The organism is Streptomyces cyaneochromogenes (assembly GCF_003963535.1).
In the GTDB taxonomy this organism is placed as follows: domain Bacteria; phylum Actinomycetota; class Actinomycetes; order Streptomycetales; family Streptomycetaceae; genus Streptomyces; species Streptomyces shaanxiensis.
The window spans coordinates 3761042-3782357 of sequence record NZ_CP034539.1 but is presented as its reverse complement, the minus strand read 5'-3'; the positions used below and the strand labels follow the sequence as shown (position 1 = coordinate 3782357).

At 69.6% G+C, this 21316-nt stretch carries 18 protein-coding genes and 1 pseudogene; 5 read left to right on the top strand and 14 right to left on the bottom strand.

Translation table 11 applies throughout. The annotated features are described in order from the left end of the window. Nucleotides 1-3 precede the first annotated feature (3 nt). On the bottom strand, nt 4-261 hold the full coding sequence (locus EJ357_RS16835) for a hypothetical protein (protein ID WP_126392415.1): 258 nt from the start codon (nt 259-261) through the stop codon (nt 4-6). A gap of 138 nt (nt 262-399) precedes the next feature. Here EJ357_RS16835 and EJ357_RS16830 point away from each other — a divergent pair. Then, nucleotides 400-906: pseudogene (locus tag EJ357_RS16830) on the top strand (phosphoesterase); the annotation flags it as partial. 12 nt (nt 907-918) lie between these two features. Here the strand turns inward: EJ357_RS16830 and EJ357_RS16825 are convergent. Beyond that, nucleotides 919-1803 carry a DUF4429 domain-containing protein gene (locus EJ357_RS16825; RefSeq protein ID WP_126392414.1) on the bottom strand — a complete coding sequence of 295 codons (885 nt, stop codon included), beginning with the start codon at nt 1801-1803 and terminating at the stop codon, nt 919-921. Nucleotides 1804-1952: 149 nt separating this feature from the next. Between EJ357_RS16825 and EJ357_RS16820 the strand changes: the two genes are divergently transcribed. Then, on the top strand, nt 1953-3482 hold the full coding sequence (locus EJ357_RS16820) for a beta-N-acetylhexosaminidase (RefSeq protein WP_126392413.1): 1530 nt from the start codon (nt 1953-1955) through the stop codon (nt 3480-3482). Between the two features lie 71 nt (nt 3483-3553). Here the strand turns inward: EJ357_RS16820 and EJ357_RS16815 are convergent, their stop codons facing one another. The 10 genes from EJ357_RS16815 to EJ357_RS16770 form a co-directional block, all read right to left on the bottom strand. Next, a complete protein-coding gene (locus EJ357_RS16815; protein WP_126392412.1) occupies nt 3554-5326 on the bottom strand; it encodes an IucA/IucC family protein in 1773 nt (590 codons plus the stop codon). Further along, nucleotides 5323-5868 carry a GNAT family N-acetyltransferase gene (locus EJ357_RS16810; RefSeq protein ID WP_126392411.1) on the bottom strand — a complete coding sequence of 182 codons (546 nt, stop codon included), beginning with the start codon at nt 5866-5868 and terminating at the stop codon, nt 5323-5325. The genes EJ357_RS16815 and EJ357_RS16810 overlap by 4 nt, the downstream gene beginning before the upstream one ends. Further along, the gene (locus EJ357_RS16805) at nt 5865-7148 is read right to left on the bottom strand and encodes a lysine N(6)-hydroxylase/L-ornithine N(5)-oxygenase family protein (RefSeq protein WP_126392410.1); all 1284 of its coding nucleotides are present in this window, start codon (nt 7146-7148) and stop codon (nt 5865-5867) included. Before EJ357_RS16805 ends, EJ357_RS16810 begins: the two co-directional genes overlap by 4 nt. Then, nucleotides 7132-8574: a lysine decarboxylase DesA gene (desA, locus tag EJ357_RS16800; protein WP_126392409.1), complete on the bottom strand. Its 1443-nt coding sequence runs from the start codon at nt 8572-8574 to the stop codon at nt 7132-7134. Before desA ends, EJ357_RS16805 begins: the two co-directional genes overlap by 17 nt. Nucleotides 8575-8741: 167 nt before the next feature. After that, complete coding sequence (locus EJ357_RS16795) at nt 8742-9584, bottom strand: siderophore-interacting protein (protein ID WP_126392408.1); 843 nt, start codon at nt 9582-9584, stop codon at nt 8742-8744. 116 nt (nt 9585-9700) lie between these two features. Beyond that, nucleotides 9701-10747 carry an ABC transporter substrate-binding protein gene (locus EJ357_RS16790; RefSeq protein ID WP_126392407.1) on the bottom strand — a complete coding sequence of 349 codons (1047 nt, stop codon included), beginning with the start codon at nt 10745-10747 and terminating at the stop codon, nt 9701-9703. A gap of 198 nt (nt 10748-10945) precedes the next feature. Further along, nucleotides 10946-12106, bottom strand: coding sequence for an acyl-CoA dehydrogenase family protein (locus EJ357_RS16785; protein ID WP_126392406.1), 1161 nt, complete (start codon nt 12104-12106; stop codon nt 10946-10948). Nucleotides 12107-12112: 6 nt separating this feature from the next. Next, nucleotides 12113-13045, bottom strand: a complete 933-nt coding sequence (locus EJ357_RS16780) for a hydroxymethylglutaryl-CoA lyase (protein WP_126392405.1) — start codon at nt 13043-13045, stop codon at nt 12113-12115. Further along, entirely contained in the window at nt 13042-14994 is a 1953-nt protein-coding gene (locus EJ357_RS16775; protein ID WP_126392404.1) for an acetyl/propionyl/methylcrotonyl-CoA carboxylase subunit alpha, read from the bottom strand. Before EJ357_RS16775 ends, EJ357_RS16780 begins: the two co-directional genes overlap by 4 nt. A 14-nt stretch (nt 14995-15008) precedes the next feature. Continuing rightward, nucleotides 15009-16625 carry a carboxyl transferase domain-containing protein gene (locus EJ357_RS16770; protein ID WP_126392403.1) on the bottom strand — a complete coding sequence of 539 codons (1617 nt, stop codon included), beginning with the start codon at nt 16623-16625 and terminating at the stop codon, nt 15009-15011. A gap of 96 nt (nt 16626-16721) precedes the next feature. Here EJ357_RS16770 and EJ357_RS16765 point away from each other — a divergent pair, with 96 nt between their 5' ends. From EJ357_RS16765 to EJ357_RS16755, 3 genes are all read left to right on the top strand, one after another. Continuing rightward, complete coding sequence (locus EJ357_RS16765; protein ID WP_126392402.1) at nt 16722-17324, top strand: SACE_7040 family transcriptional regulator; 603 nt, start codon at nt 16722-16724, stop codon at nt 17322-17324. A gap of 264 nt (nt 17325-17588) precedes the next feature. Then, nucleotides 17589-18746 carry an acyl-CoA dehydrogenase family protein gene (locus EJ357_RS16760; protein WP_126392401.1) on the top strand — a complete coding sequence of 386 codons (1158 nt, stop codon included), beginning with the start codon at nt 17589-17591 and terminating at the stop codon, nt 18744-18746. Between the two features lie 46 nt (nt 18747-18792). After that, the gene (locus EJ357_RS16755; protein WP_126392400.1) at nt 18793-19668 is read left to right on the top strand and encodes an acyl-CoA thioesterase; all 876 of its coding nucleotides are present in this window, start codon (nt 18793-18795) and stop codon (nt 19666-19668) included. Between the two features lie 4 nt (nt 19669-19672). On the opposite strand, the gene EJ357_RS16750 is transcribed toward EJ357_RS16755, so the two are convergent. Beyond that, nucleotides 19673-20341 carry a DedA family protein gene (locus EJ357_RS16750; protein WP_407698520.1) on the bottom strand — a complete coding sequence of 223 codons (669 nt, stop codon included), beginning with the start codon at nt 20339-20341 and terminating at the stop codon, nt 19673-19675. A gap of 90 nt (nt 20342-20431) precedes the next feature. Next, a complete protein-coding gene (locus EJ357_RS16745; RefSeq protein WP_126392398.1) occupies nt 20432-21220 on the bottom strand; it encodes a phosphatase in 789 nt (262 codons plus the stop codon). Nucleotides 21221-21316: the final 96 nt, after the last annotated feature.

Genomic DNA, 21316 nt, shown 5'->3' with positions numbered 1-21316 from the left:
CCCTCAGCCGTAGACGATGCGGCGCAGTTGCCTGAGCGTAAGCTCGGGCGGTGCCACCGCTCGGTATTTCAGGTCCGCCTCGATCCGTTCGAAGATCGTCGCGTTGACCAGGCCCTGGGCCTGCAACTCGCGGTGGCGGCGACGGACGTAGTCCTCGGTCGTCTCGTCGAAGTAGGCGAGCACGTCCTGGATCACCCGCGATGCCTCGCCCCGGCTCAGGGGCGTGGACCGCGTCAGGTGATCAACAAGTTCGTCGTGCACCCGGTAGATCCTGGAGTACGAGCCGCTCTTTCGCAAGAATCCTGCCCGATTTCGGGCAAGAGGGTGTCAGTGGGCTTTGGGAGAGTCATGGAAAGCCCATGGGTGTTCGTTGGGCGGTTGTTCCGCGGGGGGATGTGCGTGTTCTTCCACCACTGCGCGTACTGCACCTCCACCGCGCACGCCTCGGAGGGGGGTGTGCGCTAGGAGTGGGTGCCGCTGTTCGAGAAGTACCAGGTGGACCTCGTCATCAACGGTCACAACCACCAGTACGAGCGCACGGACGTCATCAAGGGCAACGAGGTCGCCAAGAAGCTGCCGATCGGCGGCACGGCCTACCCCGAGACCGAGGGCGTGGTGTACGTGACGGCGGGCGCGGCGGGCCGCAGCCTGTACGCGTTCACCGCACCGGACTCCTACGAGGGGCACGAGCACGAGCAGGACTCCGTGGCCTCGTTCGTCAACCTCGAGGGCGGCAAGCAGAACGAGACGGTCGCCTGGTCCCGGGTGCGCTACCTCAACTACTCGTTCCTGCGGGTGGACGTCACACCGGCGCCCAAGGGCCGCTACGCCACCCTGAAGGTGCAGGGCATCGCCGAGACCGGCGAGCGTATCGACCACTTCACGGTGGCCCGCAGGGCCAAGTAACCCGTACGCGCGCTACATCCGCTTGAGAACCGCCTGCTTGGCCATCGTGAACTCCTCGTCCGTCAGCACGCCCGTGCGGTGGAGTTCGCCGAGTTCGCGCAGGCGGCGCAGGAGGGCGTCGTGGTCGTCCTCGGCGGGCGCGACCCGGGGGGAAGGCAGCTCCGGTCGCGCGTCCTGTACGTCCGCGGCGCCCGGCCCGGCCGGGTGCGGCAGACGGGCCTGGACCGCCGCGGCGACCAGGGCCATCAGCGGGTCCTTCTTGAATCCCCACAGTTCGACCGCGTTGGGGTCGTACTTGGGCGGGGCCTTGGTGGGCGCGTTCCTGACGGTGAAGCGGAGGTGGCCGTTCTCCAGGCCCGCCGCCGGATGCCACTCCACCGCCGCGATGTCGGTGAGCGTGAGGGAGCGGCTGCCGCCGGCGGCCTTGGCGTCCTCCGTCTTCCAGTTCCACTCCAGACGGATGTGCTCACCGTCGAAGCTGGCGGTGCCGTCGCCGGCGGAGACCGACAGGGGCACGGAGGGGCCCGGCAGCAGGTACGCGTCGACCGGGTCGCCGGGGACCTCGTCCAGCAGCAGGGCGTTGCGTACCTCGTCCACGAAGTACTCGGCGACGCCGTAGCGGTCGGACTCGACGATCAGCTGGTACGGGTCGTTGGGCTCGGTGAGCCGGCCGCCGGTGGCGTGCAGCAGCGGGTCGGCGCCGTCGCGCAGCCGCAGGCGCAGCCGCCCGGCCTTCCTGCCCTGCTCGAAGGAGACTCCCGCCAGCGCCCCCAGCGGGACGAGCAGTTCACCCAGCGTCTTGCGGAACAGACTGACGTTCTTGTCGCGTCCGGGGGTCAGCCGCAGGGCGTCGCCGTCGAAGACCCACGTGCCGTCCTTCTGGATGATTTCCGCCATGGGGTGGATTGTTCCACCAGTCTCACGAGAGAGTGGTCCAGACCTCTTGGAGCTCAACGGCTCATGGAAGGGACACGTTTGTGAGAGATGGCCGTGTCAGACAGCACCACAGAACGCTTCGCCTTCTCGGTTCCCTGCTGCTGGTCGCGATGGGCGTCTGCGTGACAGGGGCCGCTCCCGTGCGGGCGGCGTCGCCCACCCCGCTCGACCGCGTGGTCCCCGCGCCCGCGTCGGTCGCCCCGAGCGGATCCCCCTACCGGATCACCCGCGACACGCACATACGCGTCGACGACTCCCGCGAGACCCGCCGCGTCGGCGAGTACCTCGCGACCGTCCTGCGCCCCTCCACCGGCTACCGCATCCCCGTCACCGCCCACGGTGGCGCCGGCATCCGACTGCGCCTCGCCAAGGGCCCGTACGGCGCCGAGGGCTACCGCCTCGACAGCGGCGCCAACGGCGTCACCATCACCGCCGCGAGGGCCGCCGGCCTCTTCCACGGCGTGCAGACCCTGCGCCAACTGCTCCCGGCGGCCGTCGAGAAGGACTCCGTCCAGCCCGGCCCCTGGCTGGTCGCGGGCGGCACGATCAAGGACACCCCGCGCTACGGCTGGCGCGGCGCGATGCTCGACGTCTCCCGGCACTTCTTCACCGTCGACCAGGTCAAGCGCTACGTCGACCAGCTCGCCCTGTACAAGATCAACAAGCTGCATCTGCACCTCAGCGACGACCAGGGCTGGCGCATCGCCGTCGACTCCTGGCCGCGCCTGGCGACGTACGGCGGCTCGACGCAGGTCGGCGGCGGTCCCGGTGGCTACTACACCAAGGCCGACTACAAGGAGATCGTCCGGTACGCCTCCTCCCGCTATCTGGAGGTCGTCCCCGAGATCGACATGCCCGGCCACACCAACGCCGCCCTCGCCTCGTACGCCGAACTGAACTGCGACGGCGTCGCGCCGCCGCTGTACACCGGCACCGAGGTCGGCTTCAGCTCGCTGTGCGTCGGCAAGGACATCACGTACGACTTCGTGGACGACGTGATCGGTGAGCTGGCCGCGCTCACGCCGGGCAAGTACCTGCACATCGGCGGCGACGAGGCGCACTCCACCAGCCACGAGGACTATGTGAAGTTCATGGACCGGGTGCAGCCGCTCGTCGCCAAGTACGGCAAGACGGTGGTCGGCTGGCATCAGCTGACCGGGGCGAACCCCTCGCGGGGGGCTGTGGCGCAGTACTGGGGGCTGGACGGTACGAGTGCCGAGGAGAAGGCGCAGGTTGCCAAGGCCGCGCAGAACGGGACGGGGATCGTGCTGTCTCCGGCCGACCGGATCTACCTCGACATGAAGTACACGGCCGACACTCCGCTGGGGCTGGACTGGGCCGGGCTGGTGGAGGTGAAGCGGTCGTACGACTGGGATCCGGGCAACTATCTGCCGGGGGTGCCCTCTTCGGCGGTCCGGGGTGTCGAGGCGCCGCTGTGGACGGAGACGATCAGCAAGTCCGCCGACATCGAGTACATGGCGTTCCCGAGGCTGGCGGGGGTGGCCGAGTTGGGGTGGTCGCCGGCTGCCACGCATGACTGGGAGGGCTACAAAGACCGGCTTGCTGCGCAGGGGCCGCGATGGGAGGCCCTGGGGATCGGGTTCTACCGATCGCCGCAGGTTCCTTGGCCCGCAGGCTAGTCCACCAACGACGACGGGCACCCCGGGGGACCGTACCCCGGGGTGCCCGTCAGTCTGTGTAGGGCCGTGGACTACAGCCCCGCGATCGGGTTCTTGAGGTTGCCGACCAGCTGCAACGCGCCCGCCGGGTCCGCGAGGTCCACCATCTGCTTGTTGTTGCGCAGCTGGAGGCGGTTGAGGCAGGACAGGGCGAACTCGGGGGCGAACATGTCGTACTGCTTGAACTTGTCGGCGAGTTCGGGCACCGAGTGCTGGTAGTCCCGGGTGACCTCGGCGACCGTGCGCCAGAAGTCGTCCTCCTCCAGGATTCCCTCGGCGGCGAGGTTCGCGGCGAGGAAGCGGAAGAAGCAGTCGAAGACGTCCGTGAAGATGGACAGGAGCTTCTTCTCCTCCGGGACGTCCACGCGCAGCCGCTCGACCGTGGGCGGCAGTACCGCGTCCACGTCCATGACGGCGATCTCCTCGGCGATGTCCTTGTAGATCGCGCGCTGGACCACGCCGTCCTTCAGGGCCAGGATGACGTTCTCGCCGTGCGGCATGTACACCAGGTCGTACGCGTAGAAGCTGTGCAGCAGCGGCGTGAAGTACGCCTTCAGGTAGCGGCGCAGCCACTCCGTCGGCGTCAGGCCCGACTGGGCGATCAGCGCGCCCGCGAAGGACGCGCCCTCGTGGTCGACGTGGACGAGGGAGGCCATGGTGGCCAGCGACTCGCCGTCCTGGAGGGAGGCGACGGGGCTCTCCCGCCACAGCGCCGCCAGCATCTTGCGGTACGGCGAGTAGCGGTCGGTCGCCTTCTCGTACTCCAGGTGCCGGTAGCCGACGGCGGCGCGCTCGCGGATGATCGACAGGCCGGTCGCCGTCAGGATCGGGTCGTTGTCGATGAGCTGGGCCAGCCAGTCGTTGATGGCCGGGGTCGCCTCCATGTACGCCGCCGAGAGGCCGCGCATGAAGCCCATGTTGAGGACGGACAGGGCCGTCTTCACGTAGTGCTTCTCGGGGCTGGAGGTGTTGAAGAAGGTCCGGATCGACTGCTGGGCTAGGTACTCGTCGTCGCCCTCGCCGAGGCACACCAGGTGCTTCTGGGCGACCTCGGCGGCGAAGGTGACGGTGAGCTTGTTCCACCACTGCCAGGGGTGGACGGGGATGAAGAGGTAGTCGGCGGGGTCCAGGTCCTGTTCGCGCAGGACGCCGTGGAAGCGCTCGACGGTCTCCGCGCCCAGTTCGTCCCGTACGAAGGCCTCGTACTCGATGCCGACACCGGCCGTGAACGCGGCGCGCGAGCGATGGGCGGCGAGCCAGACCAGCTTGACCGGGCTCCCGGTCTCGGGGGCGTACGACAGGTACTCGTGGACGCCGAAGCCGAGCCGCCCGTTGTTGGCGACGAAGCAGGGGTGGCCCTCGGTCATGCCGGTCTCGATGGCCTGGAAGCCGGCGCCGACCAGCTCGGCGACCGGGATCTGCGGCTTGGTGAGCTTGTAGCAGGTACCGGAGAGGGTGGAGGAGATCTCCTCCAGGTAGACCGGCAGGACCTCGTCGCTCAGGCCCAGGGACTTCTGCAGCTCGATGAAGAAGTCCAGGGCGGCGAGCGGGAGTTCGGTGCCGTCGCGGTGGCGGGTGATCGAGTCCGCGTCGACCTGCCAGTGGTCGAGGGCACGGATCACGGCCTTGAAGGTGTACCGGGTCAGGCCGTCGTCGCTGCGGACGACGTACTCGCCGGCACCGGCGGCCTCCGGCGTGATGAGGCGCTCGTGCGCGAACTCGGCGAGCGCCTTGCGGATCAGGAGGCGGTTGGCCCGCGCCCAGCGGTGGGGGGACAGATGCGCTACGGCGTCGGACAGGGTCATACGGCCACTCCTCGGGCGGACGGGCTGTGCCTATTGAAGAAGCGTTCGCGGGTGCAGAAGCTCAGCAGCGCCTTTTTCTCCGGCTTCTGGATCTCGCGCTCGGGCACGAAGCCCACGGCTTCGTTCAGGGCGTGGACGGCCTTGTTGGAGACGTCCGGCTCCACGACGACGCGCTGGACCGCCGGGTCCTCGAACAGGTACGCCATGACGGCGGTGATGACGGACCTCGTGAAGCCGTGCACGGGCGTGTCGGTCGCGGGGGTGAGGAAGTGCATGCCGACATCGCCGGGCTGCGGGTCGTACAGGCCGACCAGCTCCCGGTGGGCGGGGTCGTACTTCTCCATCAGGAAGGCGGGGACGCCGTCCCGCAGGCCAAGCAGGGCGTGGTGGTGCTCGTCGGCCGCGATCTCCATGTAGGCACGCTCGACGTCCTCCAGCTTCGCGTCCTGCATCATCCAGAAGGCGGCCTTGGGGTGGGTGACCCAGGCGTGCAGGAGCTCGGCGTCCTGCAGGGGGTCGAGGGTGCGGAACGTGAACGTCATACGGAGAACTCCTGGAACGCGATCGTCTTCTCGACCGGGTAGTACTCGGTGCCGAGCAGCTCGCGGATGATGTACGCGTTCCGGTACGGGCCCATCCCCAGGTCGGGGCTGGTGATGCTGTGCGTGTGGACGCCGGCGTTCTGCAGGAAGACCCCGCGGCCGGTGACGTCGACGGCGTAGTTGCGGGCGACGTCGAAGTTGCCCTGGGAGTCGTAGACCAGGCGGTCCTTGACGGGCGTGAGGAATTCCGGCTCGGCGTACTTGTAGCCGGTGGCCAGGACCAGGCCCTGCGAGTCGAGGTCGAAGTCCTTCTGCTGCTCCTCCTGGCGGAAGGACAGCGTGTACGTGCCGTTCTCGTACGTCACGCCGTTCAGCGAGGAGTTGGTGAGCAGCCGGGTCGGGACCGGGCCGCCGAGGTTCTTCTGGTAGAGCAGGTCGAAGATCTCGTTGATCAGGTCGCCGTCGATGCCCTTGAACAGGCCCTTCTGCTCGGCGGTGAGGCGGTAGCGGGTCGCCTCCGGCAGCTCGCGGAAGTAGTCGACGTACTCCGGCGACGTCATCTCCAGCGTGAGCTTGGTGTACTCCAGCGGGAAGAAGCGCGGGGAGCGGGTCACCCAGTTCAGCCGGTAGCCGTGGACGTCGATCTCGCTGAGCAGGTCGTAGTAGATCTCGGCCGCGGACTGGCCCGAGCCGACCAGGGTGATCGACTCCTTCTTCTGCAGCTCCTGCTTGTGCTGCAGATAGCGGGAGTTGTGGATGAAGTCGCCGCCCAGGCCCTGGCAGGCCTCGGGTATGTAGGGCGGGGTGCCGGTGCCGAGGACCAGGTGGCGGGCGCGGTAGGTGTCACCGGCGGCGGTCCGCACGACGTAGGCCTCGGCCTCCTCGTCGTACGTCACCTCCGTCACCGTCGTGTTGAAGCGGATGCTGCTCAGCTTGTTCGCGGCCCAGCGGCAGTAGTCGTCGTACTCGACCCGCAGCGGGTAGAAGTTCTCGCGGATGTAGAACGAGTACAGCCGCCCCTTCTCCTTCAGGTAGTTCAGGAAGGAGTACGGCGAGGTCGGGTCGGCCAGGGTGACCAGGTCCGACATGAACGGCGTCTGGAGGTGGGCGCCGTCCAGGAACATGCCCGCGTGCCACTCGAAGTCCGGCTTCGACTCCAGGAAGACGCCGTCGAGCTCGTCGATCGGCTCGGTCAGGCAGGCGAGACCGAGGTTGAACGGGCCGAGCCCGATCCCCACGAAATCATGGGTTCTGGTCGGGTTTTCAGGACGCGCGGTCAAGGGACTCTCCCAGGTACTGCTCGGCGTGGCCGGCGATCAGGTCGAGGACGGCGGCGATGTCCTCGGCCGTCGTCTCGGGGTTGAGCAGGGTGAACTTCAGGTAGTGGCGGCCGCCCACCTTGGTGCCCGCGACCACCGCGTCGCCGGAGGCGAACAGGGCCTTGCGGGCGTACAGGTTGGCGCGGTCGATCTCGGCGGGGTCGGTGACGGCGGCCGGGATGTAGCGGAAGACGAGGGTGGAGAGCGTCGGCTCGACCACGACGTCGAAGCGCGGGTCGGCGGCCAGCAGCTGCCAGCCCTCCACGGCCAGGTCGCAGACCTCGTCGAAGAGCTGCCCGATGCCGTCGGCGCCCATCACGCGCAGGGTCACCCACAGCTTGAGGGCGTCGAAGCGGCGGGTGGTCTGCAGGGACTTGTCCACCTGGTTGGGGATGCGCTCGGTGACCATGCGCTTCGGGTTGAGGTACTCGGCGTGGTAGGTCGCGTGGCGCAGCGTCGAGGCGTCCCGGACCAGCACGGCCGAGGAACTCACCGGCTGGAAGAAGGACTTGTGGTAGTCCACGGTGACCGAGTCGGCGCGCTCGATGCCGTCGATACGGCCCCGGTACTTCACGGAGGCGAGCAGGCCGCAGCCGTAGGCGGCGTCGACGTGCATCCAGGTGTCGAACTGCTCGCACAGCTCGGCGATCTCGGGCAGCGGGTCGATGGAGCCGAAGTCGGTGGTGCCGGCGGTGGCGACGACCGCCATCGGGACCAGGCCGTCCTTCCTGCAGCGCTCCAGCTCGTGGGCGAGCGCGACGGTCTGCATGCGCTTGTCGTGGTCGACGGGTATGGACACGACCGCGTCCTGGCCCAGCCCCAGCAGTTTCGCGGACTTCTTCACGCTGAAGTGGCTGACCTCGGAGGCGAAGATGCGCAGTTTCGCGAAGGAGTCGGTCTTGGCCTCCTCACGCGCCAGCAGCAGCGCCTGCAGGTTGGACTGCGTGCCGCCCGAGGTGAAGACACCGTCGGCGTTCTCGCCGAGGCCTATTCGGTCGGTCGTCCAGTCGATGAGCTTGCGCTCGATCAGGGTGCCGCCGGCCGACTGGTCCCAGGTGTCCAGGGAGGAGTTGACCGCGGAGAGGATCGCCTCGCCGAGCACGGCCGGGATGACCACCGGGCAGTTGAGGTGGGCGAGGTAGCGCGGGTGGTGGAAGTAGATCGCGTCCCGGAGGTAGACGTCCTCCAGCTCGTCGAGGACCGCGGCGGTGTCGAGCAGCGGCTTGTCGAGGTCGATCGCGTCGATGGTCGGGGCCAGGGCGTCGACCGTGACGCCGGTGAACGGACGGTCGGTGGCGGCGAGTTTGGCTGCCACCCGCTCTATACCTTCGGTCACGGAGCGGCGGTACTGCTCCGCGGTCGTGTCATTGAGCAGGTGCGAGCGCATGGGGAGGTCCTCCGGTGGGGACGGGCCGTGAAGTGCGAAGTGGCATGCGGGGTGGCGTGCAACTTAGGTTAGCCTAACCTAAGTTACTTTGGATCAGGGCGGCATCAAGGGTGACTGCGATCACTTACGTCGCAGTAGTCGCTCGATTGCCTTGATTTCAGCGGCAGTTACGACTGCTCGCGCAGTTGCTCCTCACTGAGCCCCTGCCGCCAGTACCCCACGAAGGTGACCCGGCGCCGGTCCACCCCGCGCTCCTGGACGAAGTGCCGGCGCAGCGCCTTCACGGAGCCGGACTCACCCGCGATCCAGACGTACGGGTGGTCGGCGGGCGGGAGTTGAGCGGCGCGGATGGCGCCGACGGCCTCCTCCTGGACCAGCCAGGTGATCTCGGCTTCGGCCTCGGTCGCCAGATCCTGGATGTCCCCGGCGTCGTGCACCTCCAGCCACACCCGGGCGCGGGTGCCGGCCGGCAGGGATTCGAGGATGGCGGAGACGGCGGGTACGGCGGTCTCGTCGCCCCAGATCACCAGGAGGTCGGTGTCCTCGGGCGGCCGGAACCGGATCGCGCGGTTGTCGGCGATCGCGGGACCGAGCAGCAGGACGCGATCACCTGCGGTGGCCCGGGAGGCCCAGCGGGAGGCGGGGCCGGCGGGGACGGCTGCGCCGGGCTCGATGCCGTGCAGCACGAAGTCGATGTCGATCTCGGCGGTGTGCCCGTAGGCGTCCCGCCGCAGCGCCCGCAGCGTGTACGACCGCATCACGGCCCGCACGTCGTCCGGCAGTTCACGCCAGCCCTGCCACCAGCCGTCACCGAGCTCCAGGGGAACCTGGGGCTCGCTCTGGCCGGGATGCGGCAGGAACAGCGACAGGGACTGGTCACGCCCGTCGGAGAAGAAGTACTCCAGATCCTCCCCGCCGAAGGTGACTCGGACCATGGACGGACCGAGCCGCCGCGTCCGTATGACCTGGAGGGAGAAGAAACGGAACGGGGCGGCGACGGCGGTAGTCATGGGGTAACTCCTGAATCGACGTCAGGGAGGCCGACCTGCTTTTCAGGGGCGCGGGGAACTGCGCGACCAGCCACAACCGGACCCGCAGTCGCCCCACAACCTCAAGTGGCCCTTTCTCAGGCGACCTTCTTGGCCTTCTCGATGGCCTCGGCGAGGCTCGTGAGAAGCGGCGTGCACTTGGCGTAGGAAAGAATCGGCTCGGGCGAACGCGCGATGACCTGACCGGCCTTCACGGCGGGCAGCTTCTTCCAGGTCGCCTCGGTGATGTCGGCGGGCTGGATCGTCGAGGAGCGGTCGTCCATCATGATGATGTCGGCCGGGTACTTGTCGACGTTCTCCCAGCTCAGCGACTCGAACCAGCCGCCGCCCTCCTTCTTGGCGCTCTCCGGCGGCTCGACGAAGTTCACGCCGAGGGCCTTGAAGTACTCCAGGTCGACGGAGAGGTTCGTGCCGGAGACGTAGAAGATGTCCTGGCTGGCGGAACCGGCCATCACCTTGATCTCGGGACGCGCCTTGGCGGCCTTGCGCAGCCGCTCGGCGGCCGCCTCGAAGTCCTTCTTGGACTGGGCGACCTTGTCGGCCTTCAGGTCCGCGCCGAGGGACTCGGCCAGCTCCCACACCCGCTCCAGCGGCTGGGTCAGCTGACGGTCGTAGACGGAGATCGCGGCGCTCGGGGCGAGCTTGGCGATCTTGTCCTTGGACGCCTCGGGGACGTACCAGAGGGTGCCGGTGCTGTCGAAGGTCGTGGAGATGAGGACCTCGGGGGCGAACGCGGCGTACTTCTCGACGTTGAACTGGTCCCAGACGTTGCCGAAGACCGTCAGCTTGCTGACGTCCATGTCGCCGGCCTGCACGTCGGCCTTGCCGTCCTGCGTCTTGGTCGGGCCGAAGACGCCCTTGACCTCGATGCCGTAGTCGTACAGCGCGGCCGCGAGACCGACGAAGGCGACGATCTTCGTCGGGACCTTGTCGAGCTTCACGGTGGTGCCGCGGTCGTCCTTGAACGTCCAGGGGCCGGACTTGGCAGCGGTCGTGGCCTCGTTAGAACCACCGCTTTTCGCGTCGTCGTCCCCGCAGGCTGCGAGCACGGCCCCGAGGCCGAGGGCGCCGCCCGCGGCGAGGATGCCGCGGCGGGTGAGGTGGGTGGCTCTGGCGTTGGGCATGGCTACGCTGCTTTCGAACAGGGCGGATCGCCCGCCGGACAATTCGAAGGTAGGTTAGCCTAACCTGAGCTGATGTCCCAGGGGTGGGGCCCTTGTGATCGAAGTTGTGCGCAGGCTGTGAGGCCGCGACATAAGCCAACAAGGCCCAACGACCTTGTAATCAAGGGTCGTTGAGCCTTGTTCGAGCGGTCGGCCGGCTCAGCCCACGAGCCCCAGTTCACGCGCGATCAGCATGCGCTGCACCTCGCTCGTGCCCTCGCCGATCTCCAGGATCTTGGAGTCCCGCCACATACGGGCCACCGGGTACTCGTTCATGAAGCCGTAGCCGCCGTGGATCTGCGTCGCGTCGCGGGCGTTGTCCACCGCGATCGTCGACGAGTACAGCTTCGCCAGCGCCGCCTCCTTCTTGAAGGGCTCCCCGGCCACCAGCCGGGAGGCCGCGTCACGCCAGGCGAGGCGGGCCGTGTGGGCCTTCATCTCCATGTCGGCGATCTTGAACTGGATGGCCTGGTTGGCGCCGATCGGCCGGCCGAACGCCTGGCGTTCCTTGGCGTACTTCACCGACTCGTCCACACAGCCCTGCGCCAGGCCCGTCGCCAGCGCCGCGATGGCGATGCGGCCCTCGTCCAGGATGCGCAGGAACTGGGCGTAGCCGCGGCCTTCTTCGCCCAGGAGGTTGGCCGCCGGGACCCGGACGTCCGCGAAGGACAGCTCCCGGGTGTCGGAGGCGTTCCAGCCGACCTTGGAGTAGGGGGCCGCGACCGTGAAGCCCGGGGTGCCGGACGGGACGATGATCGACGAGATCAGCGGCCTGCCGTCGGGCTTGCGGCCGGTGACCGCCGTGACCGTGACCAGGCCCGTGACGTCCGTACCGGAGTTGGTGATGAAGCACTTGGTGCCGTTGATCACCCACTCGCCGGTCTCCGCGTCGAGGCGGGCCGTCGTACGCGTCGCGCCCGCGTCCGAGCCGCCGTCCGGCTCGGTGAGGCCGAAGGCGCCCAGGATCTCGCCGGAGCACAGCCGCGGCAGCCACTGCCGCTTCTGCTCCTCGGTGCCGAAGAGATGGATCGGCATCGCGCCGAGCGAGACGCCCGCCTCCAGGGTGATGGCGACCGACGAGTCCACGCGGGCCAGTTCCTCGAGGACCACGCCGAGCGCCAGATAGTCGCCGCCCATACCGCCGTACTCCTCCGGGAACGGCAGCCCGAACAGGCCCATACGGCCCATCTCGCGGACGATCTCGTACGGGAACTCGTGGTGCTCGTAGTACTCGCCGATCTTGGGCGCTACGACGTCGTGCGCGAACTGCTCCACCGTACGGCGGAGTTCTTCGAGTTCGGGGGAGAGTCGGTGGTCCATCGCGGGTCACTGCTCCTTGTGGGACAGGGCTCGTACGGTGCGGGACGGGCTGGGTCGGCCCAGTTGTTCGGCCATCCACGCGCTCGTGGCGACGAGGCGGTCGAGATCTACTCCGGTGTCGATGCCGAGGCCCCGCAGCATCCACACGAGGTCTTCGGTGGCGAGATTGCCGGTGGCGGACTTGGCGTACGGGCAGCCGCCCAGGCCGCCGGCGGAGGCGTCGACGGTGGTGACGCCGTGTTCGAGGGCGGCGTACGTGTTGGCCAGTGCCTGGCCGTAGGTGTCGTGGAAGTGGACGCCCAGGGCTGCCACGGGGGTGCCCTGTTCGGTGAGTTCGGTGAGCAGCGCCCGTACGTGCCCCGGCGTCGCCACCCCGATCGTGTCGCCCAGGCTCAGCTCGTCGCAGCCCATGTCCAGCAGCGCCTTGCAGACCTTCACCACCTGCGGGACCGGGACCGCGCCCTCCCACGGGTCGCCGAAGCACATCGACAGATAGCCGCGGACATGGACGCCGGAGGCCTTCGCCCGGGCCACGACCGGCTCGAACATGGCCAGCGCCTCGTCGACCGTGCGGTTGAGGTTGGCCTTGGCGAAGGACTCGGTGGCGCTGGCGAACACGGCGACGCGCCGGGCGCCGAGGGCGAGGGCGCGGTCCAGTCCGCGTTCGTTCGGCACGAGCACCGGGAGCGCCACCGGAAGGTCGCCGACGAGCGGGAACAGCTCTTCCGCGTCTGCCAACTGGGGCACCCACTTGGGGTGGACGAAGCTGGTGGCCTCGATCGTCGTCAGGCCCGCGTCGGCGAGGCGGCGCACGAACTCCGCCTTGACCTCCGTGGGGACCGTGCCCTTCTCGTTCTGCAGGCCGTCGCGTGGGCCGACCTCGTGGATCCGGACGCGGGCGGGCAGCCCCGGGGCCGGCACCGTCATGGGCAGCGTCATCGCTCCTCCTCCACGGACTCCTCCGCCGGCGCGATGACCGCCAGGACCTGGTCCATGGCGACCGTCGTGCCCGGCGTGACGTCCAGCTCGGTGACCGTGCCGGCGTGCGGGGCGGAGATGACGTGCTCCATCTTCATCGCCTCCACGACCAGCAGGCTCTGGCCCGCCGCCACTTCGTCCCCGACGGCGACCTTCACCACCGTCACCGTCCCCGGCATGGGCGCGGTCAGCGAGTCGGCGCCCGCGTGGGCGGTCCCGGTGAGCGAGGCGGCGACCGGGTCGTGGTCGCGCACGTGCCAGGCGTCGCCGTCGCGGCCCAGCCAGGTGCCGTCCGGCAGGGCGGCGTGGTGGAAGGTGTGGCGTACGCCGTAGAGGGTGACGGCGACTCGATCGTCCGTGACGGTGTGGCTGCCGAGCGGGGCGTACTCCACGGGGTCGGTGATCCGCAGGTGGAAGCCGACGGGCCTGGGCTCGCCGCCGAGCCGCCATCCGCTCGGCACGGAGAAGGGATCGGTCCACCCGGCACCACGAGGCCGCAGCGCCTCCAGGCGCACGGCCGCCGCCGCCTCGTACACCTCGTCCGGTACGTCGGTGGCGACCAGGTCGTCCACCACGCGCTCGACCAGCCCCGTGTCCAACTCGCCCGCGAGGACCGCCGGATGCGCGAGCAGCCGCCGCAGGAACCCGGCGTTGGTCTGCACGCCCAGGGTGACCGTCTCCGCGAGGGCCGCCCGGAGCTTTCTGAGCGCCGTCGCGCGGTCGGGGCCGTATGCGATCACCTTGGACAGCATCGGGTCGTACAGACTGCCGACCTCCGTGCCCTCGCTGAGCCCGGAGTCCGTGCGGACGCCGTCGCCCTGGGGCTCGCGCAGCCGCAGCACCGTGCCGCCGGAGGGCAGGAACCCGCGCGCCGGGTCCTCCGCGCAGATACGTGCCTCGACCGCATGGCCGGTGAGCCGTACGTCCTCCTGCCCGAAGGCCAGCCGCTCGCCCGCCGCCACCCGCAGCTGCCACTCCACCAGGTCGAGTCCGGTGATGAGTTCGGTGACGGGGTGCTCCACCTGGAGGCGGGTGTTCATCTCCATGAAGTAGTAGGAGGAGGGGTCGCCGCCGGGCACGATGAACTCCACCGTGCCCGCGCCCCGGTAGCCGCAGGAGCGGGCCGCCTGCACGGCCGCCTCGCCCATCGCCGCACGCGTGGCCTCGTCGAGGAGCACGCTGGGCGCCTCCTCGATGATCTTCTGGTGCCGGCGCTGGAGGGAGCACTCGCGCTCCCCGAGGTGCACCACGTTGCCGTGGCCGTCCGCCAGGACCTGGATCTCGATGTGCCGGGGCCGGTCGACCCACCGCTCGACGAGGAGCGTGTCGTCGCCGAAGGAGGCGCGGGCCTCGCGGCGGGCGGCGGCGATCTCGTCCGTCAGATGTGCCTCGTCCCGCACCAGCCGCATGCCCTTGCCGCCACCGCCGGCGGAGGGCTTGAGCAGTACGGGCATGCCGATCTCGCGGGCGGCGTCGGCGAGTTGGCCGTCGGTGAGCCCGCTGCCACTGGAGCCAGGGACGACGGGCACCCCGGCGGCCCGCACCGTCTCCTTGGCGCGGATCTTGTCGCCCATCAGGGAGATGGCGCCCGCGGGCGGCCCGATGAAGACGAGCCCGTCGTCGGCGCACGCGCGCGCGAAGCCGGCGTTCTCGGCGAGGAAGCCGTACCCGGGGTGGACCGCCTCGGCGCCGGTGCGGGCGGCGGCGTCCAGGAGCCGCTCCACGGACAGATAGCTCTCGGACGCCGGGGCGGGACCGATCCGTACCGCCGTGTCGGCCTCCCGGACGTGCCGTGCGTCGGCGTCCGCGTCGGAGAAGACGGCCACCGAGCGCACACCCATCGCGCGCAGCGTCCGGATGACGCGGACGGCGATCTCGCCCCGGTTGGCCACAAGTACCGTGTCGAACATCGTTGTTGTGTCCTTCACATCCGGAAGACGCCGAACTGGGGGTCACCCAGGGGCGCGTTCGCACAAGCGGTCAGAGCCAGCCCCAGCACCTGACGGGTCTCCAGGGGGTCGATGACCCCGTCGTCCCACAGGCGGGCCGTCGCGTAGTAGGCATTCCCCTGGCGCTCGTACTGCGCACGGATCGGGTCCTTGAAGGCCTCTTCCTCCGCCGCGGGCCAGCTCTCCCCGCGTCCCTCCAACTGGTCCCGCTTGACCGTCGCGAGGACCGAGGCGGCCTGCTCGCCGCCCATGACGGAGATCTTGGCGCCGGGCCACATCCACAGGAAACGGGGGGAGTAGGCCCGGCCGCACATCGAGTAGTTGCCCGCGCCGTACGACCCGCCGACCACGACCGTCAGCTTCGGCACGCGCGTGCAGGCCACCGCCGTGACCATCTTGGCGCCGTGCTTGGCGATGCCGCCCGCCTCGTAGTCCCTGCCGACCATGAACCCGGAGATGTTCTGCAGGAAGACCAGCGGGATGCCGCGCTGGTCGCACAGCTCGATGAAGTGGGCGCCCTTCTGGGCGGACTCGGAGAAGAGGGTGCCGTTGTTGGCGACGATCCCGACCGGGTGGCCGTGGATCCGGGCGAAGCCGGTGACCAGGGTCTGCCCGAACTCCGCCTTGAACTCGGCGAACCGGGAGCCGTCGACCACGCGCGCGATGATCTCGCGTACGTCATAAGGGGTGCGGGAGTCGACCGGTACGGCGCCGTACAGCCCGTACGGGTCCACCTTCGGGTCGACCGAGGGCTCCACGGACCAGGGCAGGGCCCCGCGCGCGGGGAGCGTGGCGACGATGTTCCGCACGATCCGCAGGGCGTGGGCGTCGTCCTCGGCGAGGTGGTCGGTGACGCCGGAGATCCTGGAGTGCACCTCGCCGCCGCCCAGCTCCTCGGCGGTGACGACCTCACCGGTGGCCGCCTTCACCAGCGGGGGGCCGCCGAGGAAGATCGTGCCCTGGTTCCGGACGATGACGGCCTCGTCGCTCATGGCCGGGACGTAGGCGCCGCCCGCCGTGCACGAGCCGAGCACGGCCGCGATCTGCGGGATACCGGCGCCCGACATCCGGGCCTGGTTGTAGAAGATCCGCCCGAAGTGCTCCCGGTCCGGGAACACCTCGTCCTGCATGGGCAGGAAGGCCCCGCCGGAGTCGACCAGATACAGACACGGCAGCCGGTTCTCCAGGGCCACCTCCTGCGCGCGCAGGTGCTTCTTCACGGTCATCGGGTAGTACGTCCCGCCCTTGACCGTGGCGTCGTTCGCGACGATCACGCACTCGCGCCCGCTGACCCGCCCGATCCCGGCGATGACGCCGGCGGCCGGGGCCTGGCCGTCGTACATGCCGTCGGCGGCCAGGGGTGCGAGCTCCAGGAAGGGGGAGCCGGGGTCGAGGAGGGTGTCGACGCGGTCGCGCGGCAGCAGCTTGCCGCGCGCGGTGTGCCGGGCGCGTGCCTTCTCACCGCCGCCGAGCCGCGCCGCCGCCAGCTTGGCGCGCAGCTCCTCCCCGAGTGCCCGGTGGGCCTCCTCGTTGGCCCGCCAGGCTTCCGACGCGGGATCTGCCGCGCTGTGAAGCTCCGGTGCCTCGTGCATCCTGCGGTCCCCTCACCAGTGGTCGACCAGTTAATGAGCGTTAACGCATTTCCATCAGGTTAACGACCGCTAACCTCCCTGTCTAGAATTGCTTCCATGGCCACCAGAACCGACGCCCCCACCCGCCGCGAGCAGATCCTCAAGGAGGCCGCGCGCCTCTTCGCCGAGCGTGGTTTCCACGGCGTCGGTGTCGACGAGATAGGCGCCGCCGTGGGCATCAGCGGCCCCGGTCTCTACCGGCACTTCGCCGGCAAGGACGCGATGCTCGCGGAGCTCCTTGTCGGCATCAGCGGTCAGCTCCTGACGGGCGCGAAGCGGCGCCTCGCGGAGGCCGACGGGGTGCCGGCCGAGGCGGTCCTCGACTCCCTCATCGAGGGCCACATCGACTTCGCCCTCGACGACCGCCCCCTCATCACCCTGCACGACCGCGAGCTGGACCGCCTGCGCGACAGTGACCGCAAGCTCGTGCGCCAGCTCCAGCGGCAGTACGTGGAGCTGTGGGTGGAGGTGGTGCGCAAGGTGTACCCGGAGCTCACGGAGCCGACGGCCCGCTCGGCGGTGCACTCGGTGTTCGGGCTCCTGAACTCGACGCCGCATCTGGGGCGGCCGGGGGTGCTGCCGGGGCGGGGGGTCACTGCGGAGTTGCTGCATCGGATGGCGCGGGGGGCGTTCGGGGCGGCATCGCCTGCGGCGGGCTGAGGACGGGCGGGCGGCGCTGGATTTCGCCGGTCCGGGCATTTCAGCCTGTCCGGCGTTTGAGGACGAGGCCCTTTGGGCCGAAGCGGGGGTCTGGGGGCGGCAGCCCCCAGGGACGGGACGGGCAGGGGCGGCGTGGGCGAAATCCGCCAACGGTGCGGTGAGAGTGACGAGCGTTACGGGGGGAGGCCTCTGGACGGCCGTTCGTACTCGCCGGTACGGTTGAGTGAGCAAGCGCTTAGACATGTACCGGTGGAGGTGGGCGGCGTGCGCCGTACGGTGTTCAACGAGGATCACGAGGCGTTCCGGGAGACCATCCGCGCCTTCATCGAGGCCGAGGTGGTCCCGGTCTACGACGAGTGGTTCGCGGCCGGCCAGGCGCCGCGCGACTTCTACTACAAGCTCGCCGAGCTCGGCGTCTTCGGCATCCGCGTCGACGAGGAGTACGGCGGCGCCGGCATCGACTCGTACAAGTTCGAGGCCGTGCTGTACGAGGAGACCGCGCGCGCGGGCGTCCAGTTCGGTGGCTCCGGCGTGCACGTGCTGCTCGGCCTGCCGTACATCAAGATGCTCGCCACCGACGAGCAGAAGAAGCGCTTCCTGCCGAAGTTCGTCTCCGGTGAGGAGATGTGGGCGCTGGCGATGACCGAGCCGGGCACCGGCTCCGACCTCGCGGGCATGAAGACCACCGCCAAGCTCTCCGAGGACGGCACGCACTACGTCCTCAACGGCGCCAAGACCTTCATCACCGGCGGCGTGCTCGCCGACCGCGTGATCGTCTGCGCCCGCACCGACGCGCCCAGCGCCGAGGACCGCCGCCACGGCATCTCCCTGTTCGCCGTGGACGCCAAGTCCGAGGGCTACTCCGTCGGCCGCAAGCTCGACAAGCTCGGCCTGAAGACGTCCGACACCGCCGAGCTGGCGTTCGTCGACGTGAAGGTCCCGGTCGAGGACCTCCTCGGCGAGGAGAACAAGGGCTTCTACTACCTGGGTCACAACCTGGCCTCCGAGCGCTGGGGCATCGCCTTCGGCGCCTACGCGCAGGCCAAGGCCGCCGTCCGGTTCGCCAAGCAGTACGTCCAGGAGCGCACCGTCTTCGGCAAGCCGGTCGCCCACTTCCAGAACACCAAGTTCGAGCTGGCCGCCTGCCAGGCCGAGGTCGACGCCGCCGAGGCCGTCGCCGACCGCGCCCTGGAGGCCCTGGACGCGGGCGAGCTGACCCCGGCCGAGGCCGCCTCCGCGAAGCTCTTCTGCACCGAGGTCGCGCACCGCGTGATCGACCGCTGCCTGCAGCTGCACGGCGGCTACGGCTTCATGAACGAGTACCCGATCGCCCGCCTGTACGCGGACAACCGCGTCAACCGCATCTACGGCGGCACCAGCGAGATCATGAAGTCGATCATCGCGAAGGACATGGGCCTGTAGGCGGTCCGTAGGACTCCTGCAATTTCCTGCCAGTAGAAAAGGTGCCATGAACCAGGCACTACAGGGTCTCCTCGATCTGCTCGACCTGGAGCAGATCGAGGAGAACATCTTCCGCGGCCAGTCCCGCTCCGCCGTCGTCCCGCGCGTCTTCGGCGGGCAGGTCGCGGCCCAGGCGCTCGTCGCCGCCGGCCGCACGGTCCCCGCGGACCGGCCCGCCCACTCCCTCCACGCGTACTTCCTGCGCATGGGGGACCCGGGCGCGCCCATCGTCTACAACGTCGACCGCATGCGCGACGGACGCTCCTTCACCACCCGCCGGGTGGTCGCGATCCAGCACGGCAAGCCGATCTTCGCGCTGTCGGCGTCCTTCCAGACGTACGAAGAGGGCATGGACCACCAGGCCCCCATGCCGCCCGCTCCCGACCCGGCGACGCTGCCCACCAGCGAGGAGCGGCTGCGTGGTTACGACCATCTCGCCCCGGACGTCGTCGAGCGGTTCCTGGAGGCCCGCCAGGCGGTCGACCTGCGCTACGTCGACGAGCCGCCCTACGGCCAGTTCGGCGAGCCCCGCGAACCGCACTCCCAGGTCTGGTTCCGCACCAACGGCAAGCTGGGCGGCTCTGATGACGAACCGCTCCTGCACGTCGTACTCGCCACGTACGTCTCCGACATGACCCTGCTGGACTCGGTCCTGCTCGCCCACGGGCGGGGCGGCTGGGCCGTCGGTGACGTGGTCGGAGCCTCGCTGGACCACGCGATGTGGTTCCACCGCCCGTTCCGCGCGGACGAGTGGCTGCTGTACGACCAGGAGTCGCCGTCGGCGCACGGCGGGCGTGGGCTCGGGCAGGCGCGGATCTACACGCAGGACGGGCGGCTCGCGGTGTCCGTGATCCAGGAGGGCGTCGTCCGGATCCCGCGGTGACGGCTCACTCCGCTGCCGCGCCCGAGCGTCTGCGCTGTCCACGCCCCGACCGCAGCAGGCGTATCGCCAGGAACGCGACGACCGCCACGGCCACGACGACCAGGATCGCCTTGGAGTAGAGGCTCACCAGGTCGGTGACCTCGTGCCAGCGCGCGCCGAGGGCGTAGCCGCCCGCGATGAACGCGGTGTTCCAGATGAGGCTGCCCGCCGCGGTGAGGGCGAGGAACACCGGGAGCCGCATGCGTTCGACGCCGGCCGGTATCGAGATCAGGCTGCGGAAGATCGGTATGAAGCGGCCGAAGAACACGGCCTTCGTGCCGTGCCGGAGGAACCACGCCTCGGTCCGCTCCACGTCCGCGACCTTCACCAGCGGCAGCCGGGAGGCCACCGCGATCAGCCGGTCCCGGCCGAGGAGAGCGCCGAGCAGGTACAGGACCAGCGCGCCCGCCACCGAACCCGCCGTCGTCCAGGCGACGGCCGCGAAGACGTCCATCCGCCCCTGGCTCGCCGTGAACCCCGCCAGCGGCAGGATCACCTCGCTCGGCAGCGGCGGGAAGAGGTTCTCCAGCGCGATGGCCAGTCCGGCGCCGGGCCCGCCCAGCGTCTCCATCAGGTCGGCGGCCCACCCGGCGACTCCGCCGACAGGTGCGTCCGCCGCCGCGGCAGCAATGATCATGCCTTCCACTTTACGAAGTCTTGACCTAAAGACCGTATGAGGAAGGCCGCTCCACCGGCTGTGGGGTTCCGCACACGCGGCCGCCCGCTACGCCAGCCCCGCCTCCGCCAGCAGATACGCCGTCATCGGGTCGTAGAAGCGCGGGCTGACCACATGGTCGTCCAACGGCACCACCACCTGCACCGTCCCTTCCGACTCCGCGAGGAAGAGCGCCGGGTCGTTGCAGTCCGCGTACCCGACGGAGTCGACGCCGTGCTGGCCGGCGTACCCCGCCCAGCCGTGGTCGGCCACGACGAGGTCCGGCAGCGGACGGCCCTCGCGCTCAAGTCCCGTGAGGATGGCCTTCATCGGGTCGCCGGAGTGGGTGTGCCAGAGCGTGGCGCCGTGCTCCAGGACCGCGACGTCAGCGAACTGCATGACGTAACCCTCGTCGGTCTGCAGGCCCTCCGGGATGACGACGATCTCGCAGCCCGCGGCGCGCAGTGCGTCAGCCGTCGCGCGGTGGACGTCCAGCAGGCCGCCCGGGTGGCCGGTCGCGAACAGCACCCGCTGCTGACCGTCCGCCGCCTTGCGCAGCCGGGCTGCCATGCGCTCCAGCGCGGCCACCGTCAGCTCGGGGTCGATGGTGTCCTGCCCGTGGCGGTGCTCCGCGTCGTCGTTCACGCCGACGCGTTCGGCCATCACCGCCAGCACGTCCTGCTCGTCGGTCCAGCGGTCGCCGAGCTCCAGGCCGAGCCAGTAGTGGCGGTTGCCGTTCGCCAGCTGGCGGTAGTGGGAGAGGTTGTTCTCGCGGGGCGTCGCGACATCGCCCGCGATGCGGGTTCTGACGAGGTGGTCGACGAGCTCGGCGCGGCTGGGTGTCCCGGGTATCGGCATGGCTCCCATTGTGAGGCAGACAACTGCGGGAACGGCTGCCTCCGGGGCGCGTGCGACGCGCGTCACTGTGCAGATCATCGCGGGATGTGGCGCGCC